The organism is Arthrobacter pasteuri, from assembly GCF_054510955.1.
Map to the genome: position 1 here is coordinate 1,731,268 of NZ_JBTNDO010000001.1, position 16,136 is coordinate 1,747,403.

Consider the following 16,136-nt stretch of genomic DNA (forward strand, 5'->3'; position numbering starts at 1 on the left):
CCTTCCGCGCTTGCGCGGCCGCCGGCCCTCCCGAGACCCCCACAAGTGAAGGACCAGCACCCCCATGGACCTCTTCCGGACCAAGTCCATCGAGCAGTCGATCAAGGACTCCGACGAAAAGGGACACGGCCTCAAGCGTTCCCTGAATACCTGGGACCTGATGCTCATGGGGGTCGCCGTCGCCGTGGGCGCGGGCATCTTCTCGGTCGGAGCGCAGGCCGCCGCCTTCAACGCAGGACCCGCCGTGACCATCTCCTTCGTGCTCGCCGCGATCACCTGCGCCCTCGCCATCATGTGCTACGCCGAATTCGCGACGGCGCTCCCGGTCGCCGGCAGCGCGTACGTCTTCACCTACGCCACGATGGGTGAACTGCTCGCCTGGATCATCGGCTGGAACCTCATCCTCGAACTGCTGATGGCGGCCGCCGTCATCGCGAAGTTCTGGGGCGTCTACCTCAGCGACCTCTTTCGCGTCCTGGACCTCGACATCCCCGCCGACATCAGCGTCCTGGGCCTCGACCTCACCTGGGGTCCGCTGCTGATCGTCGCCGTCTTCACCGCCGTCCTGATCTACGGCACCAAGCTCTCCGCGAGGGTCAACAGCGTCTTCACCGTCATCAAGATCGGCATCGTGCTGTTCGTGATCGTCGTCGGCTTCTTCTACGTCAGCCCCGAGAACTACACCCCCTTCGTGCCGGCCGCGGAGCCCGCCGCGGCGACCGGTGCCGGCTGGGCCGACCAGCCCTTCCTCTCCTTCCTCAGCGGCGCCTCCCCGGCGGCCTTCGGCTTCACCGGCATCATCTCGGGAGCCGCCCTCGTCTTCTTCGCCTTCATCGGGTTCGACGTCGTCGCCACCTCCGCCGAGGAAGTGAAGAACCCGAGCCGCACGCTTCCCCGCGGGATCTTCGCCGGGCTGATCGTGGTCAGCATCCTCTACATCCTGGTGACCCTCGTGGTGACCGGCATGGTGTCCTACAAGGAGCTCGGGGCCTCCGGGGCGCCGTCACTGGCCACCGCCTTCCAGCTCGTCGGCGCCGACTGGGCCGCCGGCATCATCTCGCTGGGCAGCCTGATCGGCCTGACCACGGTGATCATGGTGCTGCTCATGGGACTCGCCCGCGTGATCTTCGCACTCAGCCGGGACGGCCTCCTCCCCCGCGGCCTGAGCCGCACCTCGGACAAGCACGCCACGCCCGCCCGTACGCAGATCCTGTGCGGCGTCGTCGTCGCCCTGCTCGCAGGCTTCACGCAGGTGGAGGTGCTCGCGGAGATGATCAACATCGGCACGCTGTCGGCCTTCATCACGGTCAGCCTCGGGATCCTCGTGCTGCGCCGCAAGCGCCCGGACCTCGAGCCCGCGTTCCGCGTCCCGTTCGGCAAGGTCATCCCGATCGCCTCCGCCGCCCTGTGCCTCTACCTCATGTTCAACCTGGCCACCATCACGTGGCTGTTCTTCGCGGTCTGGCTGGTCATCGGCTTCGCCGTCTACTTCGCCTACGGCAACCGCCACTCGCGCCTCCGCGTGCGGCAGTACGAGCACGTCTGACCCCTTCGCCGCGCCCATCCCCGACGGACGTGCGTCGGCGGCCACGGCGCGAGACAATGGTGCTCCCCGGAACTGCGGTTCCGGGGGGCACCATCCGTCTCCGCCAGCAGAAGGAACCCCATGTCCCAGGAGCCCTACCCCAGCGAGCGCCCGTTCTCCGGCAGCCATGCAAAGCCGTACGACGGCGGCGCGTACGAGAGCCAGGGTGGGTATCCCCAGTACCAGGCCGGGCAGCCAGGCCCCTACCAGCTGGGCCAGCACTCTCCCTCCTACCGGTCCATCGAGGGAGAGAAGGCCGCCCAGACCTCTCTCATCCTCGGGATCGTCGGACTCTTCGTGGCCGGGATCATCCTGGGACCGCTGGCGATCTGGCAGGCGAAGAAGGCCGAACGCCTCGGCGTCCCAGCGACGGCGGGGAAAGTGCTCGGCTGGATCAACGTGGTCCTCTACGGACTCGCCATCCTGTTCGGGATCCTCCTCGTGATCATCATGTTCGCAGGATTCGCCGCCTCCTCCAGCTACAGCAGCTGACGCGGACGGACCCCACCGCCTACAGGGTGGGGAACAGGCGCGTGGACTGCTCGTCCGCCTCGAAGACGCGCGAGTGCGGCCCCGTCCCCACGATCAGCGGGTCCGGTGTGCCGACCACGTCGGGGTCCTTCTCGTCGTAGTCGAGGACGGACAGGACATACCGGAGGGCCTCGATCCGGGCCCGCTTCTTGTCGTTGCTCTTGATCACCGTCCACGGAGCATCGGCCGTATTGGTGTAGAAGAACATGGCCTCCTTGGCTTCCGTGTACTCGTCCCACTTGTCGAGTGACTGGAGGTCCATGGGGCTCAGCTTCCAGCGGCGGACGGGATCGGTGTGGCGTTGGGCGAAACGGCGCCGCTGTTCCTCCCTGGACACCGAGAACCAGAACTTGATGAGGTGCGTGTCGCTGCGCACCAGCATGCGCTCCAGCTCCGGGGCCTGCCGCATGAACTCCAGGTACTCGGTGGGCGTGCAGAAGCCCATCACGCGTTCCACTCCGGCGCGGTTGTACCAGGACCTGTCGAACAGGACGATCTCACCGCCCGAGGGCAGCACGGACATGTAGCGCTGGAAGTACCACTGCGTCTGTTCCTTCTCGCTCGGCTTGTCCAGGGCGACGACACGGGCACCGCGGGGATTCAGGTTCTCCGTGAACCGCTTGATCGTGCCTCCCTTGCCCGCGGCATCGCGCCCCTCGAACAGGACGGCGACCTTGGTGCGGTTGGCCTTGACCCACCCCTGCATCTTGAGCAGCTCGATCTGCAGGGCCCGCTTGGCCTTCTGGTACTCGCGCTCGGTCATCCGGGTGTCGTAGGGGTAGTCCTCCCGCCAGGTGGGCTGATCGGGATGGGGCAGGAGCACGTGCTCCTCGCCGTCGCCGTCCGGGGTCGGTACGGGGACCGGGGGCTGCTCGGCTCCCTCGCCGGCGGGGGTGTCCGCCGGGGAGTCCGTCGGCTCGTCGTCCAGCTCATCGGTCGGCTCCCCGGCCTGCTCACCGGTCGGCTCATTGGCGGGCTCCGCATCACCGCCCCCGCCGACAGCCCCGCCGGCGGCGTCGCTCGTGTCATCGGTCATGTCGTCGCTCGTGTCGTCGGCCACTACCGCCGCAGCTCCTGGTCCATCGGTCATCGTGCCTCCTCCTGTTGCAGCCGCCCGGGGCATACTCCCCGTACCCGGCCCCATCGTGGCCGCCGTAGCCGGGACGGCACCTGCACCGCGGCCCGCCTGCGCCCACCGGGATGCCTACCCGGAAACCTTACCGACCGCCCGATCGCATCGTCCCAGAGGAAGCGCCGTGGAAGCACCAGGAGGCGGAGACTCCGTCCCGGGTGGACGGATTCCGGCCGCCTTGCTAGGACGGGCCGGGGCGACCGTCCTGGCAGGACGTTCCCCGGCAGGCTGCCCGTGGCTGTCGGGGAATGCCGGCGGCTCCCTCCGGGTTCTATGCGGTGCACGCAGTCGAGCCAGGAGGACACGATGACCACCACCACCGCCCAGACCGCCGAGGAACGGTGGCTGCGTTTCCGCCAGGCGCGCAACACGGTCCTCGCGGAACCGCATGGCTGGCTGACGCTCACGTCCTTCCAGTGGCTCGGCGACGAACCCGCGGCCCTCGAACTCGTTCCCGGTCTCTGGCGGGCTGCGGGCGACACCGCGAGCCTGACCGCGCACTCCGCGGACGCTCTCACCGACCTGTCGACCGGCCGGCTCGTGGAGGGCACGCTCACGGCGGTCCTGGCCGATGAGGAGTCGCTGATGTGGGTCGCCCACGGGAGTGCGGACGGCCGACGGGTCGTGGTGGAGCTGGCACGCCGTGCAGGCCGCTATGCGATCCGGACGAGGGACGCCGAGTCGCCGGTGCTGGCCGCATTCACAGGAGTTCCCGTCTTCGACTACGACCCCGGCCTCGTGGTCGTGGGACGGTTCGAACCGTATGACGAGCCGCGCGAGGAGAGGATCCGGACGGCGCATCCCGACGTACCCGGGACCTCGTCGATCGTGGGCGACGTCGTCTTCTCCCTTCCGGGCGGGAACAGGGAGTTCCGGCTCTGCGCCTCCCAGGAGGACGCCGGCTCGCTCGCGATCACGTTCCACGACCGGACCAACGGCTCGACCACCGCTCCCTGGCGGAAGGTGGCCGCCCGCCGTCCGCGCCCGGATGGCACGGTGCTCCTCGACTTCAACCGGGCGATCAACTATCCCAGCGCCTTCACCCCGTACGGCACCTGCCCCATGCCGGTCAGTGCCAACGTCGTCGACGCGCCCATCGAGGCCGGGGAGAAGGACCCGCTGCGCTGAGGTCGCGGGACCAGGCGCTCCCGGTTCGGACCTCAGACCTGCGCGTCCGGATAGATGCTGCGGGTCTCGGTCCGGCGGTTGCGGTTGGTCACCCAGTCCGTGGGATAGATCCTGGGCAGGATGTTGGCCAGCGCCAGAGAGGCGTAGACGACCGTATTGATGGCCACGAACGCGGCGAGGACGGCGAACTCGCTGCTGCTCAGCACCGATTCCGGCAGGAGGAGGCCGGCGGGGATGTTGGGTCCGGCTGCTGGAGGGAACACGGGTCAGGCCTCCTGGAGTGAGGGGTCGGCCGCCGGAGCGGCATGGGCAAGGTGCTTCCAGCTGGCCTGGCGGCCGAAGGAGAGGTCGATGATGCCCTTGACGTAGACGAGGTTGAGGAACATGTCGAAGATTAGTTCCGGGAACAGCGTGACGGCGAGCAGCCGCGCCTTCCAGCCGCCCTTCCACACGGTGAGGACCCGCTCGACGGTGAAGAGGAGGCCGAGCCCGAGCCAGAACGGGAACCAGATCCAGGCCTCGAGCGACACGACGGTGAGCGTGATGAGCGCCAGGTAGGCACCCAGGGCGATCACTCCGTACCCGATGCCGAGCTGCTGCGCCCAGTACCGCATCGTGTGCGCGGTGACCCCGTAGGCGCCGATGTTCTCGAGGGCACCCCGCTGCCAGCGCAGGCGCTGGTTCCACAGCGTGCGCCAGGAGGGCATCAGCTCGGTCACGACGGTGCATTCCTGCGGGGAGACCATCAGGCCTCCCAGGGACTTGATGGCCATCGTCAGTTCGTTGTCCTCGGTCAGCGCCACGGTGTCGTAGACGTCACCCGTCGCTCCCGGGATCGACGTACCGCGGCTGTCGGCGATCGTCCGCAGCGCCACCGGCCGGAAGAGCGATGCGGTGCCGGTCAGGACGAAGACACGGCCACGGCGGCGGCGCATCTGCCGCGCATAGCGGATGTACTCGTTGCGCTGGAACTGGCCGATCAGGCCATGGCCCTGCTCACCGTAGAAGAGCCCGCCCACGGCCATGAGCGCACGGTCGCCGACGAAGCGTGCCACAGCGCCGGCCAGGAAGCCGTCGTCGAGCTGGGTATCGGCATCCATGACCATGACGACGTCGTTGTCACCCTGCTCGGGCAGGATCACCTTCAGCGCCTGGTTGAGGGCGCCGGCTTTCTTCTTCGTATTGTCCACCGACTCGATGACCTCGACGCCGGCCTCCCGGGCCAGGCGGACCGTGGCGTCCGTGCAGTTGTCGGCGACGACGACGATGCGCTCGGGCCGGTGCGACTGGCTCTTGAGGGACGCGATCGTCTGCGGGAGCGATGCCTCCTCGTTGTGCGCGGGGATGAGGACCGTCACCGTGACCTCGCCCGCGAACCGGCCGCGGTTGGCGGCCATGATGACCTTCGGAGCAAGCGGTTGGTCTCCCGGATTCATCGACCGCCTCGACGTGGTGGCGATGCGCCGCTCCAGCAGCGCGAGCCCGGCACCTGCCAGCAGGGCGAGCGCGATGGCGCTCAGGATGGTGTCCACCCCGGGCGCATCGGAGTTGTAGAGGACGCGCCAGATGCCGATCACGACGTCCTGCGACGACGCGATCGTCGTCTCGGGATGCTTGGCCGCCACGGCGAACCACAGCAGTGCCGCGGCCGCTGTCACGATGGCTGCGATGACCAGGCCGACAATGCGGTCGAGCCTGCCCCCGGCCGCGTAGGCGGGCAGCGCGTCCGCTGCGGGCGGATGGTCCTGCACTGGTTCGGTTTGTGTCCTCGTCATCGCTACTGCGTCCCCCTGAGACCGGATGCCGCCGCAGGTCGTCCCGACAGGCAGCGGCCTGGGTGGTGCGGAGCAGCCGTCCCCGGGCCGCCGCGCTTCTGGGACGAGTCTGCCGTAGCACCCCGAACCCAGTCCCGCGCGGAACCCGAAGAATTGTTCAAGGAACGCCGTGGTTCCCTCCCGCTGCGCGGGCTCAGCGGTCCTCCGGCACCCGCCGCACCGAGAACGTGCTGCTGGCGAAGAATGTCAGCACGGATGCCAGGAGAACCAGCAAGGCCGGCGTCCAGGATCCCGACGCGTCGTGGACGAAACCTACCAGGGGCGGGGCCACGGCGGCGACACAGTAGCCCGATCCCTGGACGATCGCGGACATCCGGCCGGCGGAGACCTGGTCCCGGGCGAGCCGGATGATGGCGATGAAGATCACCGTGATGCCACCGCCCTGGGCGATGCCCCCACCGAGGGACCAGAGCCACCAGAGCTCGGGGGCCAGGAGCAGGCCGGCCGGCACGGCCGTCCACAGCACACCGAGGATGACGGCCACCGTCGTCGTACTCAGGAACCTGGCGGCGAAGGGCACTCCGAGGCCGCCCGCGATGGCGAGGATCTGGAAGATGGAGGACGCTGCGCCGGCTTCGCCGACGGACATTCCCAGTTCGTCGTGCAGGTAGCTGGGCAGCCACGCGGTCACCCCGTAGTAGGAGAAGGCCTGCATGGCGAAGGCCACCGTGAGGCCGGCGGTGATCCACCCCGAGCCCTGTACGGGCGGCAGCTTCGTCCCGCCGGCGTCCTCGGGGGACACCAGGAACGCAGTCCTCGGACCCACCGCCAGCGTCCAGAAAGCGATCGCCCCCACGGCCAGGACGGCGACCGCTGCCAGCGCCGTCCTCCACCCGGCCGCGTCGGCCAGCGGTGCCGTCACCACCGAGGTGAGGAACGACCCGATGTTCAGCGCTGCGGTGTAGATCCCCATCGCCGTCCCCTGCCGCGCAGGGGAGAAATCGCGGCGGATGATCAGCGGCACCGCGATATTGCCGACCGTGATCGCAAGGCCGATCAGCACGGTTCCGGCTACCACCAGCAGGGGGCCGCCGGAGGAACGCACCAGCACACCGGCCAGCACGCCGAGGATGGTCAGCGTCACCGCGAATTCGGCGCCCAGCCTCCTGGCAGCCAGGGACGCGAGTGGTGCCGCGACGGAGAAGCACAGGACCGGGATGCTGGTGAGCAGTCCCAGCAGGACGGGCGAGAAGTGCAGGTCCGTCTGCATCAGGTCCGCCACCGGGGCGACCGCCACGAAAGGGCCCCTCAGGTTGAGGGCCACCAGCCCGATGCAGGCGAGCAGGATGTAGCTGCCGGGAACCCTGGCGAGGATCCGGCCGCTCACGGAGCGGGCGGCGGGATAGGCGGTTTCATCACCTCTATTGCTATCACGCCTCCCTGGCGCTCGAGCGGCCCGGCACCGGCAGCCGATGCAGGCCGCCCCGGCGCACAATGGTCGGATGACCGATCCGATCGACGCCCTGATCCCCCGCCCTCTCCGGGAGCTCGCGCCGGGTGCCGTGCATCTTCCCGACTGGCTGGACATCGGGCGCCAGCGGGAACTCGTTGCGCTGTGCCGGACCTGGGCGAGCGGACCCGTGCCGATGCGGGCCGTCACGATGCCGAACGGCGGAGTCATGTCCGTGAAGAGCGTGAGCCTCGGCTGGCACTGGCTCCCCTACCGGTACAGCCGCACGGCCGACGACGCCGGCGGCGGCGCCGTCGCGCTGTTCCCCGACGTGCTCCGCAGCCTGGCGCGCGACGCCGTGAGCGCGGCCTACGGGCCGGATGCCGGTGCGGCCTACGAACCCGACGCCGCCCTCGTCAACTACTACGACGACGCCGCGAAGATGGGCATGCACCAGGACCGGGAGGAACGGGTGAACGCGCCTGTCGTTTCCCTCAGCCTGGGCGCGGCGTGCATCTTCCGCTTCGGCAACACCGAGACCAGGAACCGCCCCTGGCAGGACCTGGAACTCAGGTCGGGCGACCTCTTCGTGTTCGGTGGGCCCTCACGGTTCGCCTATCACGGAGTCCTCAGGACCGTGCCCGGCACGGCGCCTCCCGGCATCGGGTTCGAGGGGCGGCTCAACATCACGGTACGGCAGACGGGCCTGGGCTAGGTCCGGGCGAGGATCATCCCCCGTGCGTAGGCGGCCTGACCCGCGTGCTGCACGGCGTCATCCACCACGCTGACCAGCCGGACGAGGAGCGTCACCGGCGGGTCCCAGTGCTCGTCGACCACCCGATGCAGGTCCTCGTCCGCGAGGCCCGCGATCAGGTTCTGGGCCACCTGGTGGGCGGCGTCGAAGTAGTCCAGCAGTTGCTGTGCCGAACCGACCTGAACGGCGTCCACCTGGTCCGGTGAGCGCCCGTAGCCGGTGTCGTTCCGGTCGAGGTCCAGGGCCCAGCGGTCTGCATGGCCGTGTGCCAGCCACACCTCATCATGGCCGAATGCCTCGGCGAAGTGGCTGTCCTCGATCCGCGAGAGGTGCCAGATGAGCCAGGCGACGGAATTCGCGGTCCCGCCCGGCCGGATGGACAGCTGCTCCGCATCGAGGCCGTCGACGGCACCGCGCACGAGGTCGGACAGCCGGCCGTACGCTTCGGTCAGGACCTCGACCGACGTCACCGGCGCTCCTGCCCGGCTGCAGCGGGACCCGGTGCCAGCAGCAACCTGAACCGCCGGCGCTGCTGGGCGGGAAGAAGCGAGAGGAACTGCGGGTGGGCCGTCAGGAAGTCCAGCGCCTCGGGACAGCAGGGCACGACGGCCAGGCGCCGGCGGTGCGCATTGAGCAGCACGGCCTGCATCAGCACCGGCTCGAGGCCCAGGTGGCGGAATTTCGGGTCGACGACGGCGTGCAGCAGCAGGATGTCCCCGCCGCGCATCTCGTACTGCACATACCCGACCATCATCCCGTTGCGGTACAGCTCGAACCGGGAGAAGAGGGCGTTGTCGCGGAACGTCTCACGGGCGTCGTCTCCACCGCCGCGCTGCACGGCCTGGCGCTCACGCCGTTCGAGTTCCTGGACGAGCGCGTCGTACCGCTCCCGTGTCTCGCGGGCCGGACGGTCCAGGTCGAGGAGCTGGTAGGTGCGGTTGCACAGCATCCGCAGGTGGCGCGTCGACGCCCCGACGAGGTCGCTCGGGAAGTCGGACTCCGCGGCCTGCGGCACGGCGGAAAGATGTGCACGACGGGTTCCCCCCGACGGAGCTGCCCCGTCCTGATGTGCAGCGGGATGCTCGAGAATGTGCGGCAAGTGTTCCATGGTCAGCTCCACATCCGGGTGGGTCCTCAGCCGCCTGCTCGACAGTTCCTGCAGTCTAGGTGACGTGCGTCATATTGGAAAGGTCGTCCGCTGTCAATCACGGACCTCAGGTGGAGACGCCCGACTCGCGGTAGAAACCTTCGATATGATCCCGCACCAGGCCCGCTGCCTGGTCCCTGCGGCCGGCCAGAACGGCATCGAGGACCGCGCGATGCTCCCGCCGGAGCCTCTCCGACGTCGCCGTCCAATCGGGAAGGCCGGCGGTCAACCGCCGCGTGTAGTCCTCGATGGATCCGCGCAGCGATCCCATCATGGCTCCCACCAGCACGTTCCCGGCCGCCTCCGCGAGCGCGACATGGAAGAGCGCGTCACGCTCCAGGAACCCCGCCGGGCCGTCGTCGTGCTGGTCCATCTCGTCGAGGAGCCGGGCCGCCCGCTCGAGCGATGGCGACTCCGGTGACGCGTGGGCGGCGGCCCACGTCTCCAGCAGGAGGCGCGTCTCCACGATGTCCCTGATGGGAAGGTGGGTGCTTGCCACATGCAGCCGGAGGGCGGAGTCGAGGGCTCGAGCGGGGTTTCCCGTGACGACTGTGCCCGCCAGTGGTCCGGACCCGACACCGGCGCGGACGACGCCGAGCGCCTCCAGTACCCGCGTACCCTCACGCACCGAGGCCCGGGAGATCTTCAGCTGCTCCGCCATGGTGCGCTCACCGGGCAACCGGGACCCGATGGCGAGCCGCCCCGCAGCGAGTTCCTGCTCGAGCCATGCCGAGACCACCTGATGATTGCGCATGCGGCCAGCATAGCTTGTGTGGTCCGACCACAGGCCGTAGGATCTGGGGCCAGACCTCAGGCCGCGGCTCCGCCACCGCGGTCCCGCCCGACGACGAGCAAAGGCACCCATGCACACCTCCTCCAGCGCACCCGTCCCCCCGGCACTCAGGCGCCGCGTCCCCCGGGTCGCGGACCTGGCTCCCCTGATGCAGTTCAAGAAGCCGGAGATCGGCGCCGCCGCCCGGCTCCGGCGGGCCAACACCGTCTGGGACCTGCGCGACATGGCTAAGCGGCGGACACCCACGGCACCCTTCGACTACACCGACGGCGCTGCCGAGGCCGAGATCTCGCTCCGCCGCGCCCGGGAGGCGTTCCTCGACCTCGAGTTCCGGCCGGGCATCCTGCGCAACGTGCAGACCGTCAGCACCGTCACGCCGATCCTCGGGAAGGATTCGGCACTGCCGTTCGGCATCGCACCCACCGGTTTCACGCGCATGATGCAGTCGGAGGGCGAGTACGCCGGCTCGCAGGCGGCGGCAGCGGCGGGCATCCCCTATACGCTCTCCACCATGGGCACGGCCTCCATCGAGGACGTGGCGGAGGCCGCCCCGGACGGTCGCAACTGGTTCCAGCTCTACCTGTGGACGGACCGGGACCGCTCGATGGAGCTCATCGCCCGCGCGGCGGCGGCCGGGAACGACACCCTCATGGTCACCGTCGACACCGCGGTGGCCGGCGCCCGGCTCCGCGACGTCCGCAACGGCATGACCATCCCGCCGGCGCTGACCGCGAAGACCGTTCTCGACGCCTCGTACCGGCCGGCCTGGTGGTTCAACTTTCTGACCCACGAGCCGCTCTCGTTCGCCTCCCTCTCACGCTACTCGGGCACCGTGGCCGACCTCATCAACTCGATGTTCGATCCGACGCTCACCTTCGAGGACCTGGACTGGTTGCGCAGCGTCTGGAAGGGGAACCTCGTGGTCAAGGGGATCCAGACGCTCGACGACGCGAAGAAGGCCGTGGACCACGGAGCGGACGGCATCATCCTGTCCAACCACGGCGGACGCCAGCTCGACCGGGCACCCATCCCGCTGCACCTGCTGCCGCGCGTCGCAGCCGAGCTCAAGAGCAAGACGGACATCATCCTGGACACGGGCATCATGAGTGGTGGCGACATCGTGGCCGCCCTGGCCCTGGGGGCCGACTTCACGCTGATCGGCCGCGCCTACCTCTACGGACTGATGGCGGGCGGGCGCAAGGGTGTGGACCGCACAATCGAGATCCTTGGCACGCAGACGGCGCGCACCATGCAGCTGCTCGGCGTGAACCGCATCGAGGACCTCACCCCGGACCACGTCCGGCTGCTCGGCGACGCGACGGCGGACCTGTCCGAAGCCGCCGTGACGCCCTGACGCGACGCGCCGCGGCTCGGAGCGGCGCGGTCGGCCTGCACCTTCGGACCCCCCGGATGCGGCGGTTTCGCCCGTCCCGGATCCGCCACGTCTCATTCTGATGACGGACACCGGAAAAGCCCCGCACGAGGGTCTATTATTTCTCCAGTGGACCTGCCTGGGGCGGGTCCGAACATAAGTCTGGGGAGACAAAATATGGGACGTGGGCGGAAGCATTTTCCGTTGCGTTACAGGCGTGCGCGGTCGCTGCTCTACGTGATCGGCCTGTTCTGGTTGTGGCTGTGGCTCGGCAGCGCCGCGTCGATGGAGGGTCTCTACCATTCGCCGCTGCACGCGGTGCTCGCGATGTATGCGCTGGCCGTCGTCGTGCCGGTATCGATCGCCGCCGCGCTGCTCGCAGGAATCCAGATGGTCATGACGCGCCCCCGCGCCTACACCGCCGTCGTCGTGAGACTCCCGGCCGTGCCGCAGCAGCCACCGCTCCAGCCCGCCCACTGGTGGTACGGCGAAAAGGTGTCCTGACCACCTGCCGGTGCACCGGGAAAATGCTGGACGGCCCGAGCAGGCGGCTGGCACGCTGGACAGGGTCCGCACCCTCCGACGACGGGGACCATCATCGCTTCGCCCATCCAGCCGCCCGCCCGGCATGCCATCGCCCTCCAGCGCCGCAACGTCCTGGTCGGAGTCCTCTTCGGGTGCGGGGCCATCGCGTTCATCGACGAGGCCGTCTTCCACCAGCTCCTCCACTGGCACCACTTCTACGACAGGTCCACGCCCGCGGCCGGCCTCGTGTCCGACGGCGTCTTCCACGCCTTCAGCTGGTGCGCGACGGTGGTATCCCTCTTCCTCTTCGCCGATCTCAGGCGTCGCAGCGCCCTCCAGGCCCGGCGCTGGCTGGGCGGCATCCTCGCGGGCATGGGCGGCTTCCAGCTGTTCGACGGCCTGGTCTCGCACAAGCTCCTCGACCTGCACGAGATCCGGTACGGCGTGGACCTGCTCCCCTACGATCTGGCGTGGAACGGGGCGGCCCTGGCGTTCCTGCTCGCGGGGGTCTCGGTACTGTTCGCGGCGCGGCGCACGGACACCCGGCGTGGCTGAACACCCGGGTCCGGCCCATCCGGCGCCGGCACAGCTTCCCGGAGGCATCGACAGCTTCGTCCTGGACGCCGGGACCGTGCTCGCCTGGCTCGCACTCGCCGCGCTGTACCTCCTAGCCGGCCGCGGCGCGGCCCTGCGGGGGCGGACCGGATGGCCGGTCCACCGAACCGCGGCCTGGCTGGCCGGGACCGGCCTGGGGTTCATCGCGACGGGACCCCTCGCCCAGGCTGCCGCCGGCAGCTTCACCGCGCACACCGCGGTCCACCTCGTCCTCGGCATGCTCGTCCCGCTGCTGCTCGTGCTGGGAGCTCCCGCGACGCTGTTCCTCAGGGCCGTCCCCGCGTCCGTCGGGCGCCGCTGGAGCAGGCTCGCCCGTGCGGCGCCGCTGCGGGTCGGTACCCATCCGGTGACCGCGACGCTGCTCACCACGATCCCCCTGGCCTTCCTGTACCGGGACGGCTCCACCCTCGGACTGGTCCACCACCCGGTGCTCGGGCCGCTGCTCCACCTCCACTTCCTCGTGTCGGGTGTTCTCTTCACCTACGCCGTCGTCGGCGTGGACCCGAACCCCCACCGGGCACCCGCGTGGATGAGGGGCAGCGCGATCGCCGTCGGCATCGCGGTCCACTCGGTGGTCGCGAAGCATCTCTACTCCGTCGCCGACCAGGGCACCATGCCACGCGACGTGGAACAGGCGGCGCAGTTCATGTACTACGGCGGGGACGCCGTCCACGGAATGCTCCTCGTGGCATTCTGCGCCCGGGCCTACCGGGAGGCAGGACGGCGGCTTCCCCGGGCAGCGCGGGAGCCGCGTGAGCCCGTTCCCGGACGGGCCGGATGATCCTGCGGGCCGGGCAGTTCTCCGACGGGCCGTCCGGCTATCGCCGAGTGGACAGCAGTATGTCAGCCCGCATATAACTAGTTTGTAGAACTAGTTGACAGTATGGTTCGTATTGTTGATCGAAAGGGCGAGCATGATGCAGACAATCAGTGCCATCGGTGCAGGAGATACCGCCGTAGGTGCTCCCCTCCACTGCGGTGAGCCCATGACCCTGCGGGAGACCTCCTACGTGGGGTCCTCCTACGGCATGATTCCCCAGCCCTCCGCCGGGTCCGACGTCGAACTCGTCTGGGCCTGCTCGTGCGGCTTCCAGCTCTCGCACGAGGAGCCCGCCGAACTCGCACACCCCCTGACCCCTGCCCTACGCCGTGTCGCCGCGGCCGCGGCGGACCTCGAGTCGATCCAGTGGCACCTCGACCAGCTCACCGACGAACTCGAGTCCGCGGTGATCGAAGCAGCAGACGCAGGCGCGGCGATCATCGACATCGCCGAGGCCGCGCAGCTGGAGCCCGTCGAGGTGCAGCAGCTCGCCTCGGGAGGACGCCTCCTCGACGTAGGCTAGGCAGCACGCGGGCCGTGACCGGGCCGGCCGCCACCCTGTCCACGGGCCGGGCCACGGATCTACGGAAAGGGCACACCCCATGAACGAACCCGCCTGGGTCCAGCACGCCATCTGGTGGCACGTCTACCCTCTCGGGTTCGTCGGGGCGGAGAAGGCCTCGACGGCGGACCCTGCCGCCGCGCACCGGCTCCTGGACCTGGTCCCGTGGCTCGACTACGCGGTGGAACTCGGAGCATCGGGCCTGGCCCTCGGTCCCGTGTTCGCCTCGGAGACACACGGCTACGACACCACCGACTACTTCAGGATCGATGCCCGCCTCGGGACGTCGGAGGACTTCGACACCCTCGTGCGCGAAGCGCACCGGCGCGGGCTCCGGATCCTGCTCGACGGCGTCTTCAACCACACGGGCCGCTCGTTCGCCCCGTTCCGGGACGTCCTCGCACAGGGCCCCGGAGCAGCGACCGCCTCCTGGTTCTCGCTGGACTGGCCTGCGGGCTCCACGCCCGGTACTGAGCCCGGCTACCGGGACTTCGAAGGCCACCACCACCTCGTCGCGCTGAACCACGACGAGCCGGCCGTCGCGGACTTCGTGACCGGCGTGATGGAGCACTGGCTCCGGCGGGGAGCCGACGGCTGGCGGCTCGACGCCGCCTACGCCGTCCCGTCGTCGTTCTGGGCCGGCGTGACGGCCCGCGTCCGCGCGTCCCACCCCGATGCCTACTTCGTGGGCGAGTACATCCACGGCGACTACGCCTCGGAAGTCCGCGGCGGCGGCCTCGATTCCGCGACCCAGTACGAGCTGTGGAAGGCCGTGTGGAGCTCGCTCAACGACGCCAACCTCTTCGAACTCGCCGCAGCACTCGAGCGGCACAACGCACTGCTCGCGTCCTTCGCGCCGCTCACGTTCCTCGGCAACCACGACGTCACCCGGATCGCGAGCAGGCTCACCGATCCGGCCCTCCTGCCGCACGCCGTCGCCGTCCTCCTCACCGTGGGTGGCACGCCGTCCCTCTACTACGGCGACGAGCAGGGCTACCGCGGTATCAAGGAGGACCGGGCAGGGGGCGACGACGACGTCCGGCCGCTCTTCCCGCCCGCGCCCGCAGACCTCTCCCCCGTCGGACGGCCCGTCTTCGACGTGCACCAGGAGCTCATCGGTGTCCGGCGCCGCAACCCCTGGTTGCACCGCGCGAGGACCGAAGTACTCCAGCTGTCCAACGAGGTGCTCGCGTACCGCGTCGCGGCCGAGGGCCCGGAAGCCCTCGTGGTCGCGCTGAACCTCTCGCACGATGCCCAGCCGGTTCCGGTTGCGGGGTCGCTGTCCGTACTCGCCGGACAGGCGGCCCTCGACGCCCACTCAGGCAGGGCAACCCTGCCGCCGCGTGCCTGGGCCGTCCTCGGCTGACACCTGCACCACCGTTCGGGAATGCGCGCCGACGCCGGCGCGAAGACCGGGGATAATGGGACTCCACGCCGCACTGCAGAGGAGGGCCGCATGAGTCCGGAAGACCTGTCCGGGAACGCCGATACGGTCGATTTCACACCCTGGCCGCGGCCCGTTCCGCAGCAGGTGCTCAACGGCCTCAAGAAGCTCCTGCTGGTGGTGTCACTGCTCGTGGGCTTCCATCAGCTCGTCCCCTCGACCACTCTGGGATCGTCGCTGAGCAGCACGTTCACCCTCCTGGTGGTGATGTCCTGGCTCGGCCCTCTGGCCCGGATCCTGGCGGCGCGCCCCTGGGCGCGGAAGGCTGCCGAGGAGTAGGCCGTCCTCTCCGGACAACCTGCGACGAAAGAGGCGAGGCTCCTGCAGGAGCCTCGCCTCTTCTTCCGGACCGTGGAGCTTAGGGGAATCGAACCCCTGACCTTTTCATTGCGAACGAAACGCTCTACCAACTGAGCTAAAGCCCCGGATACCACTTCCGAACACCAACACTGTACCCAAGAGGGCGCGTTAGCCCAAAGCGGCGCACGAACCGGCACGGCCTC

Annotated in this window: 18 protein-coding genes and 1 tRNA gene; 11 read left to right on the top strand and 8 right to left on the bottom strand. The window is 69.3% G+C overall.

The window, feature by feature from the left end:
* Positions 1-64 precede the first annotated feature (64 nt).
* Both ACX80H_RS08185 and ACX80H_RS08190 read left to right on the top strand, forming a co-directional pair.
* Entirely contained in the window at positions 65-1,546 is a 1,482-nt protein-coding gene (locus tag ACX80H_RS08185; RefSeq protein WP_459312432.1) for an APC family permease, read from the top strand.
* A 120-nt stretch (positions 1,547-1,666) separates the two neighbouring features.
* Positions 1,667-2,077, top strand: a complete 411-nt coding sequence (locus ACX80H_RS08190) for a hypothetical protein (RefSeq protein ID WP_459312434.1) — start codon at positions 1,667-1,669, stop codon at positions 2,075-2,077.
* 19 nt (positions 2,078-2,096) lie between these two features.
* On the opposite strand, the gene ppk2 is transcribed toward ACX80H_RS08190, so the two are convergent.
* Positions 2,097-3,206, bottom strand: coding sequence for a polyphosphate kinase 2 (ppk2, locus tag ACX80H_RS08195; RefSeq protein WP_459312436.1), 1,110 nt, complete (start codon positions 3,204-3,206; stop codon positions 2,097-2,099).
* A 348-nt stretch (positions 3,207-3,554) separates the two neighbouring features.
* Here ppk2 and ACX80H_RS08200 point away from each other — a divergent pair, with 348 nt between their 5' ends.
* The gene (locus ACX80H_RS08200) at positions 3,555-4,376 is read left to right on the top strand and encodes a DUF1684 domain-containing protein (RefSeq protein WP_459312438.1); all 822 of its coding nucleotides are present in this window, start codon (positions 3,555-3,557) and stop codon (positions 4,374-4,376) included.
* 32 nt (positions 4,377-4,408) lie between these two features.
* Here ACX80H_RS08200 and ACX80H_RS08205 read toward each other — a convergent pair whose 3' ends face one another.
* From ACX80H_RS08205 to ACX80H_RS08215, 3 genes are all read right to left on the bottom strand, one after another.
* Positions 4,409-4,639 (bottom strand): hypothetical protein, encoded by a 231-nt coding sequence (locus ACX80H_RS08205; protein WP_459312440.1) that lies wholly within the window; start codon positions 4,637-4,639, stop codon positions 4,409-4,411.
* A 3-nt stretch (positions 4,640-4,642) separates the two neighbouring features.
* Complete coding sequence (locus ACX80H_RS08210) at positions 4,643-6,151, bottom strand: glycosyltransferase family 2 protein (protein WP_459312441.1); 1,509 nt, start codon at positions 6,149-6,151, stop codon at positions 4,643-4,645.
* A 193-nt stretch (positions 6,152-6,344) separates the two neighbouring features.
* The gene (locus ACX80H_RS08215; RefSeq protein WP_459312443.1) at positions 6,345-7,538 is read right to left on the bottom strand and encodes an MFS transporter; all 1,194 of its coding nucleotides are present in this window, start codon (positions 7,536-7,538) and stop codon (positions 6,345-6,347) included.
* 115 nt (positions 7,539-7,653) lie between these two features.
* On the opposite strand from ACX80H_RS08215, the gene ACX80H_RS08220 reads away from it, so the two are divergent.
* Positions 7,654-8,316 (top strand): alpha-ketoglutarate-dependent dioxygenase AlkB family protein, encoded by a 663-nt coding sequence (locus ACX80H_RS08220; protein ID WP_459312444.1) that lies wholly within the window; start codon positions 7,654-7,656, stop codon positions 8,314-8,316.
* Here ACX80H_RS08220 and ACX80H_RS08225 read toward each other — a convergent pair.
* From ACX80H_RS08225 to ACX80H_RS08235, 3 genes are all read right to left on the bottom strand, one after another.
* Positions 8,313-8,825, bottom strand: a complete 513-nt coding sequence (locus tag ACX80H_RS08225) for a mycothiol transferase (protein WP_459312446.1) — start codon at positions 8,823-8,825, stop codon at positions 8,313-8,315. The two genes, ACX80H_RS08220 and ACX80H_RS08225, sit on opposite strands and share 4 nt — an antisense overlap.
* A complete protein-coding gene (locus ACX80H_RS08230) occupies positions 8,822-9,463 on the bottom strand; it encodes a GNAT family N-acetyltransferase (RefSeq protein ID WP_459312448.1) in 642 nt (213 codons plus the stop codon). The genes ACX80H_RS08225 and ACX80H_RS08230 overlap by 4 nt, the downstream gene beginning before the upstream one ends.
* 106 nt (positions 9,464-9,569) lie before the next feature.
* Positions 9,570-10,256, bottom strand: coding sequence for a FadR/GntR family transcriptional regulator (locus ACX80H_RS08235; RefSeq protein WP_459312449.1), 687 nt, complete (start codon positions 10,254-10,256; stop codon positions 9,570-9,572).
* A 109-nt stretch (positions 10,257-10,365) separates the two neighbouring features.
* Here ACX80H_RS08235 and ACX80H_RS08240 point away from each other — a divergent pair, with 109 nt between their 5' ends.
* The 7 genes from ACX80H_RS08240 (at position 10,366) to ACX80H_RS08270 (ending at position 15,912) form a co-directional block, all read left to right on the top strand.
* On the top strand, positions 10,366-11,649 hold the full coding sequence (locus ACX80H_RS08240; protein ID WP_459312451.1) for an alpha-hydroxy acid oxidase: 1,284 nt from the start codon (positions 10,366-10,368) through the stop codon (positions 11,647-11,649).
* Positions 11,650-11,871: 222 nt separating this feature from the next.
* Complete coding sequence (locus ACX80H_RS08245) at positions 11,872-12,171, top strand: hypothetical protein (protein WP_459312453.1); 300 nt, start codon at positions 11,872-11,874, stop codon at positions 12,169-12,171.
* A gap of 153 nt (positions 12,172-12,324) precedes the next feature.
* Positions 12,325-12,747: a DUF2243 domain-containing protein gene (locus tag ACX80H_RS08250; protein ID WP_459313389.1), complete on the top strand. Its 423-nt coding sequence runs from the start codon at positions 12,325-12,327 to the stop codon at positions 12,745-12,747.
* Positions 12,740-13,588: a cytochrome c oxidase assembly protein gene (locus ACX80H_RS08255; RefSeq protein ID WP_459312454.1), complete on the top strand. Its 849-nt coding sequence runs from the start codon at positions 12,740-12,742 to the stop codon at positions 13,586-13,588. Before ACX80H_RS08250 ends, ACX80H_RS08255 begins: the two co-directional genes overlap by 8 nt.
* Before the next feature lie 133 nt (positions 13,589-13,721).
* A complete protein-coding gene (locus tag ACX80H_RS08260) occupies positions 13,722-14,150 on the top strand; it encodes a hypothetical protein (protein ID WP_459312456.1) in 429 nt (142 codons plus the stop codon).
* A 79-nt stretch (positions 14,151-14,229) separates the two neighbouring features.
* On the top strand, positions 14,230-15,555 hold the full coding sequence (locus ACX80H_RS08265) for an alpha-amylase family glycosyl hydrolase (protein WP_459312458.1): 1,326 nt from the start codon (positions 14,230-14,232) through the stop codon (positions 15,553-15,555).
* A gap of 90 nt (positions 15,556-15,645) precedes the next feature.
* Positions 15,646-15,912, top strand: coding sequence for a hypothetical protein (locus ACX80H_RS08270; protein ID WP_459312459.1), 267 nt, complete (start codon positions 15,646-15,648; stop codon positions 15,910-15,912).
* A 73-nt stretch (positions 15,913-15,985) separates the two neighbouring features.
* On the opposite strand, the gene ACX80H_RS08275 is transcribed toward ACX80H_RS08270, so the two are convergent.
* A tRNA-Ala gene (locus ACX80H_RS08275) sits at positions 15,986-16,058 on the bottom strand.
* Positions 16,059-16,136: the final 78 nt, after the last annotated feature.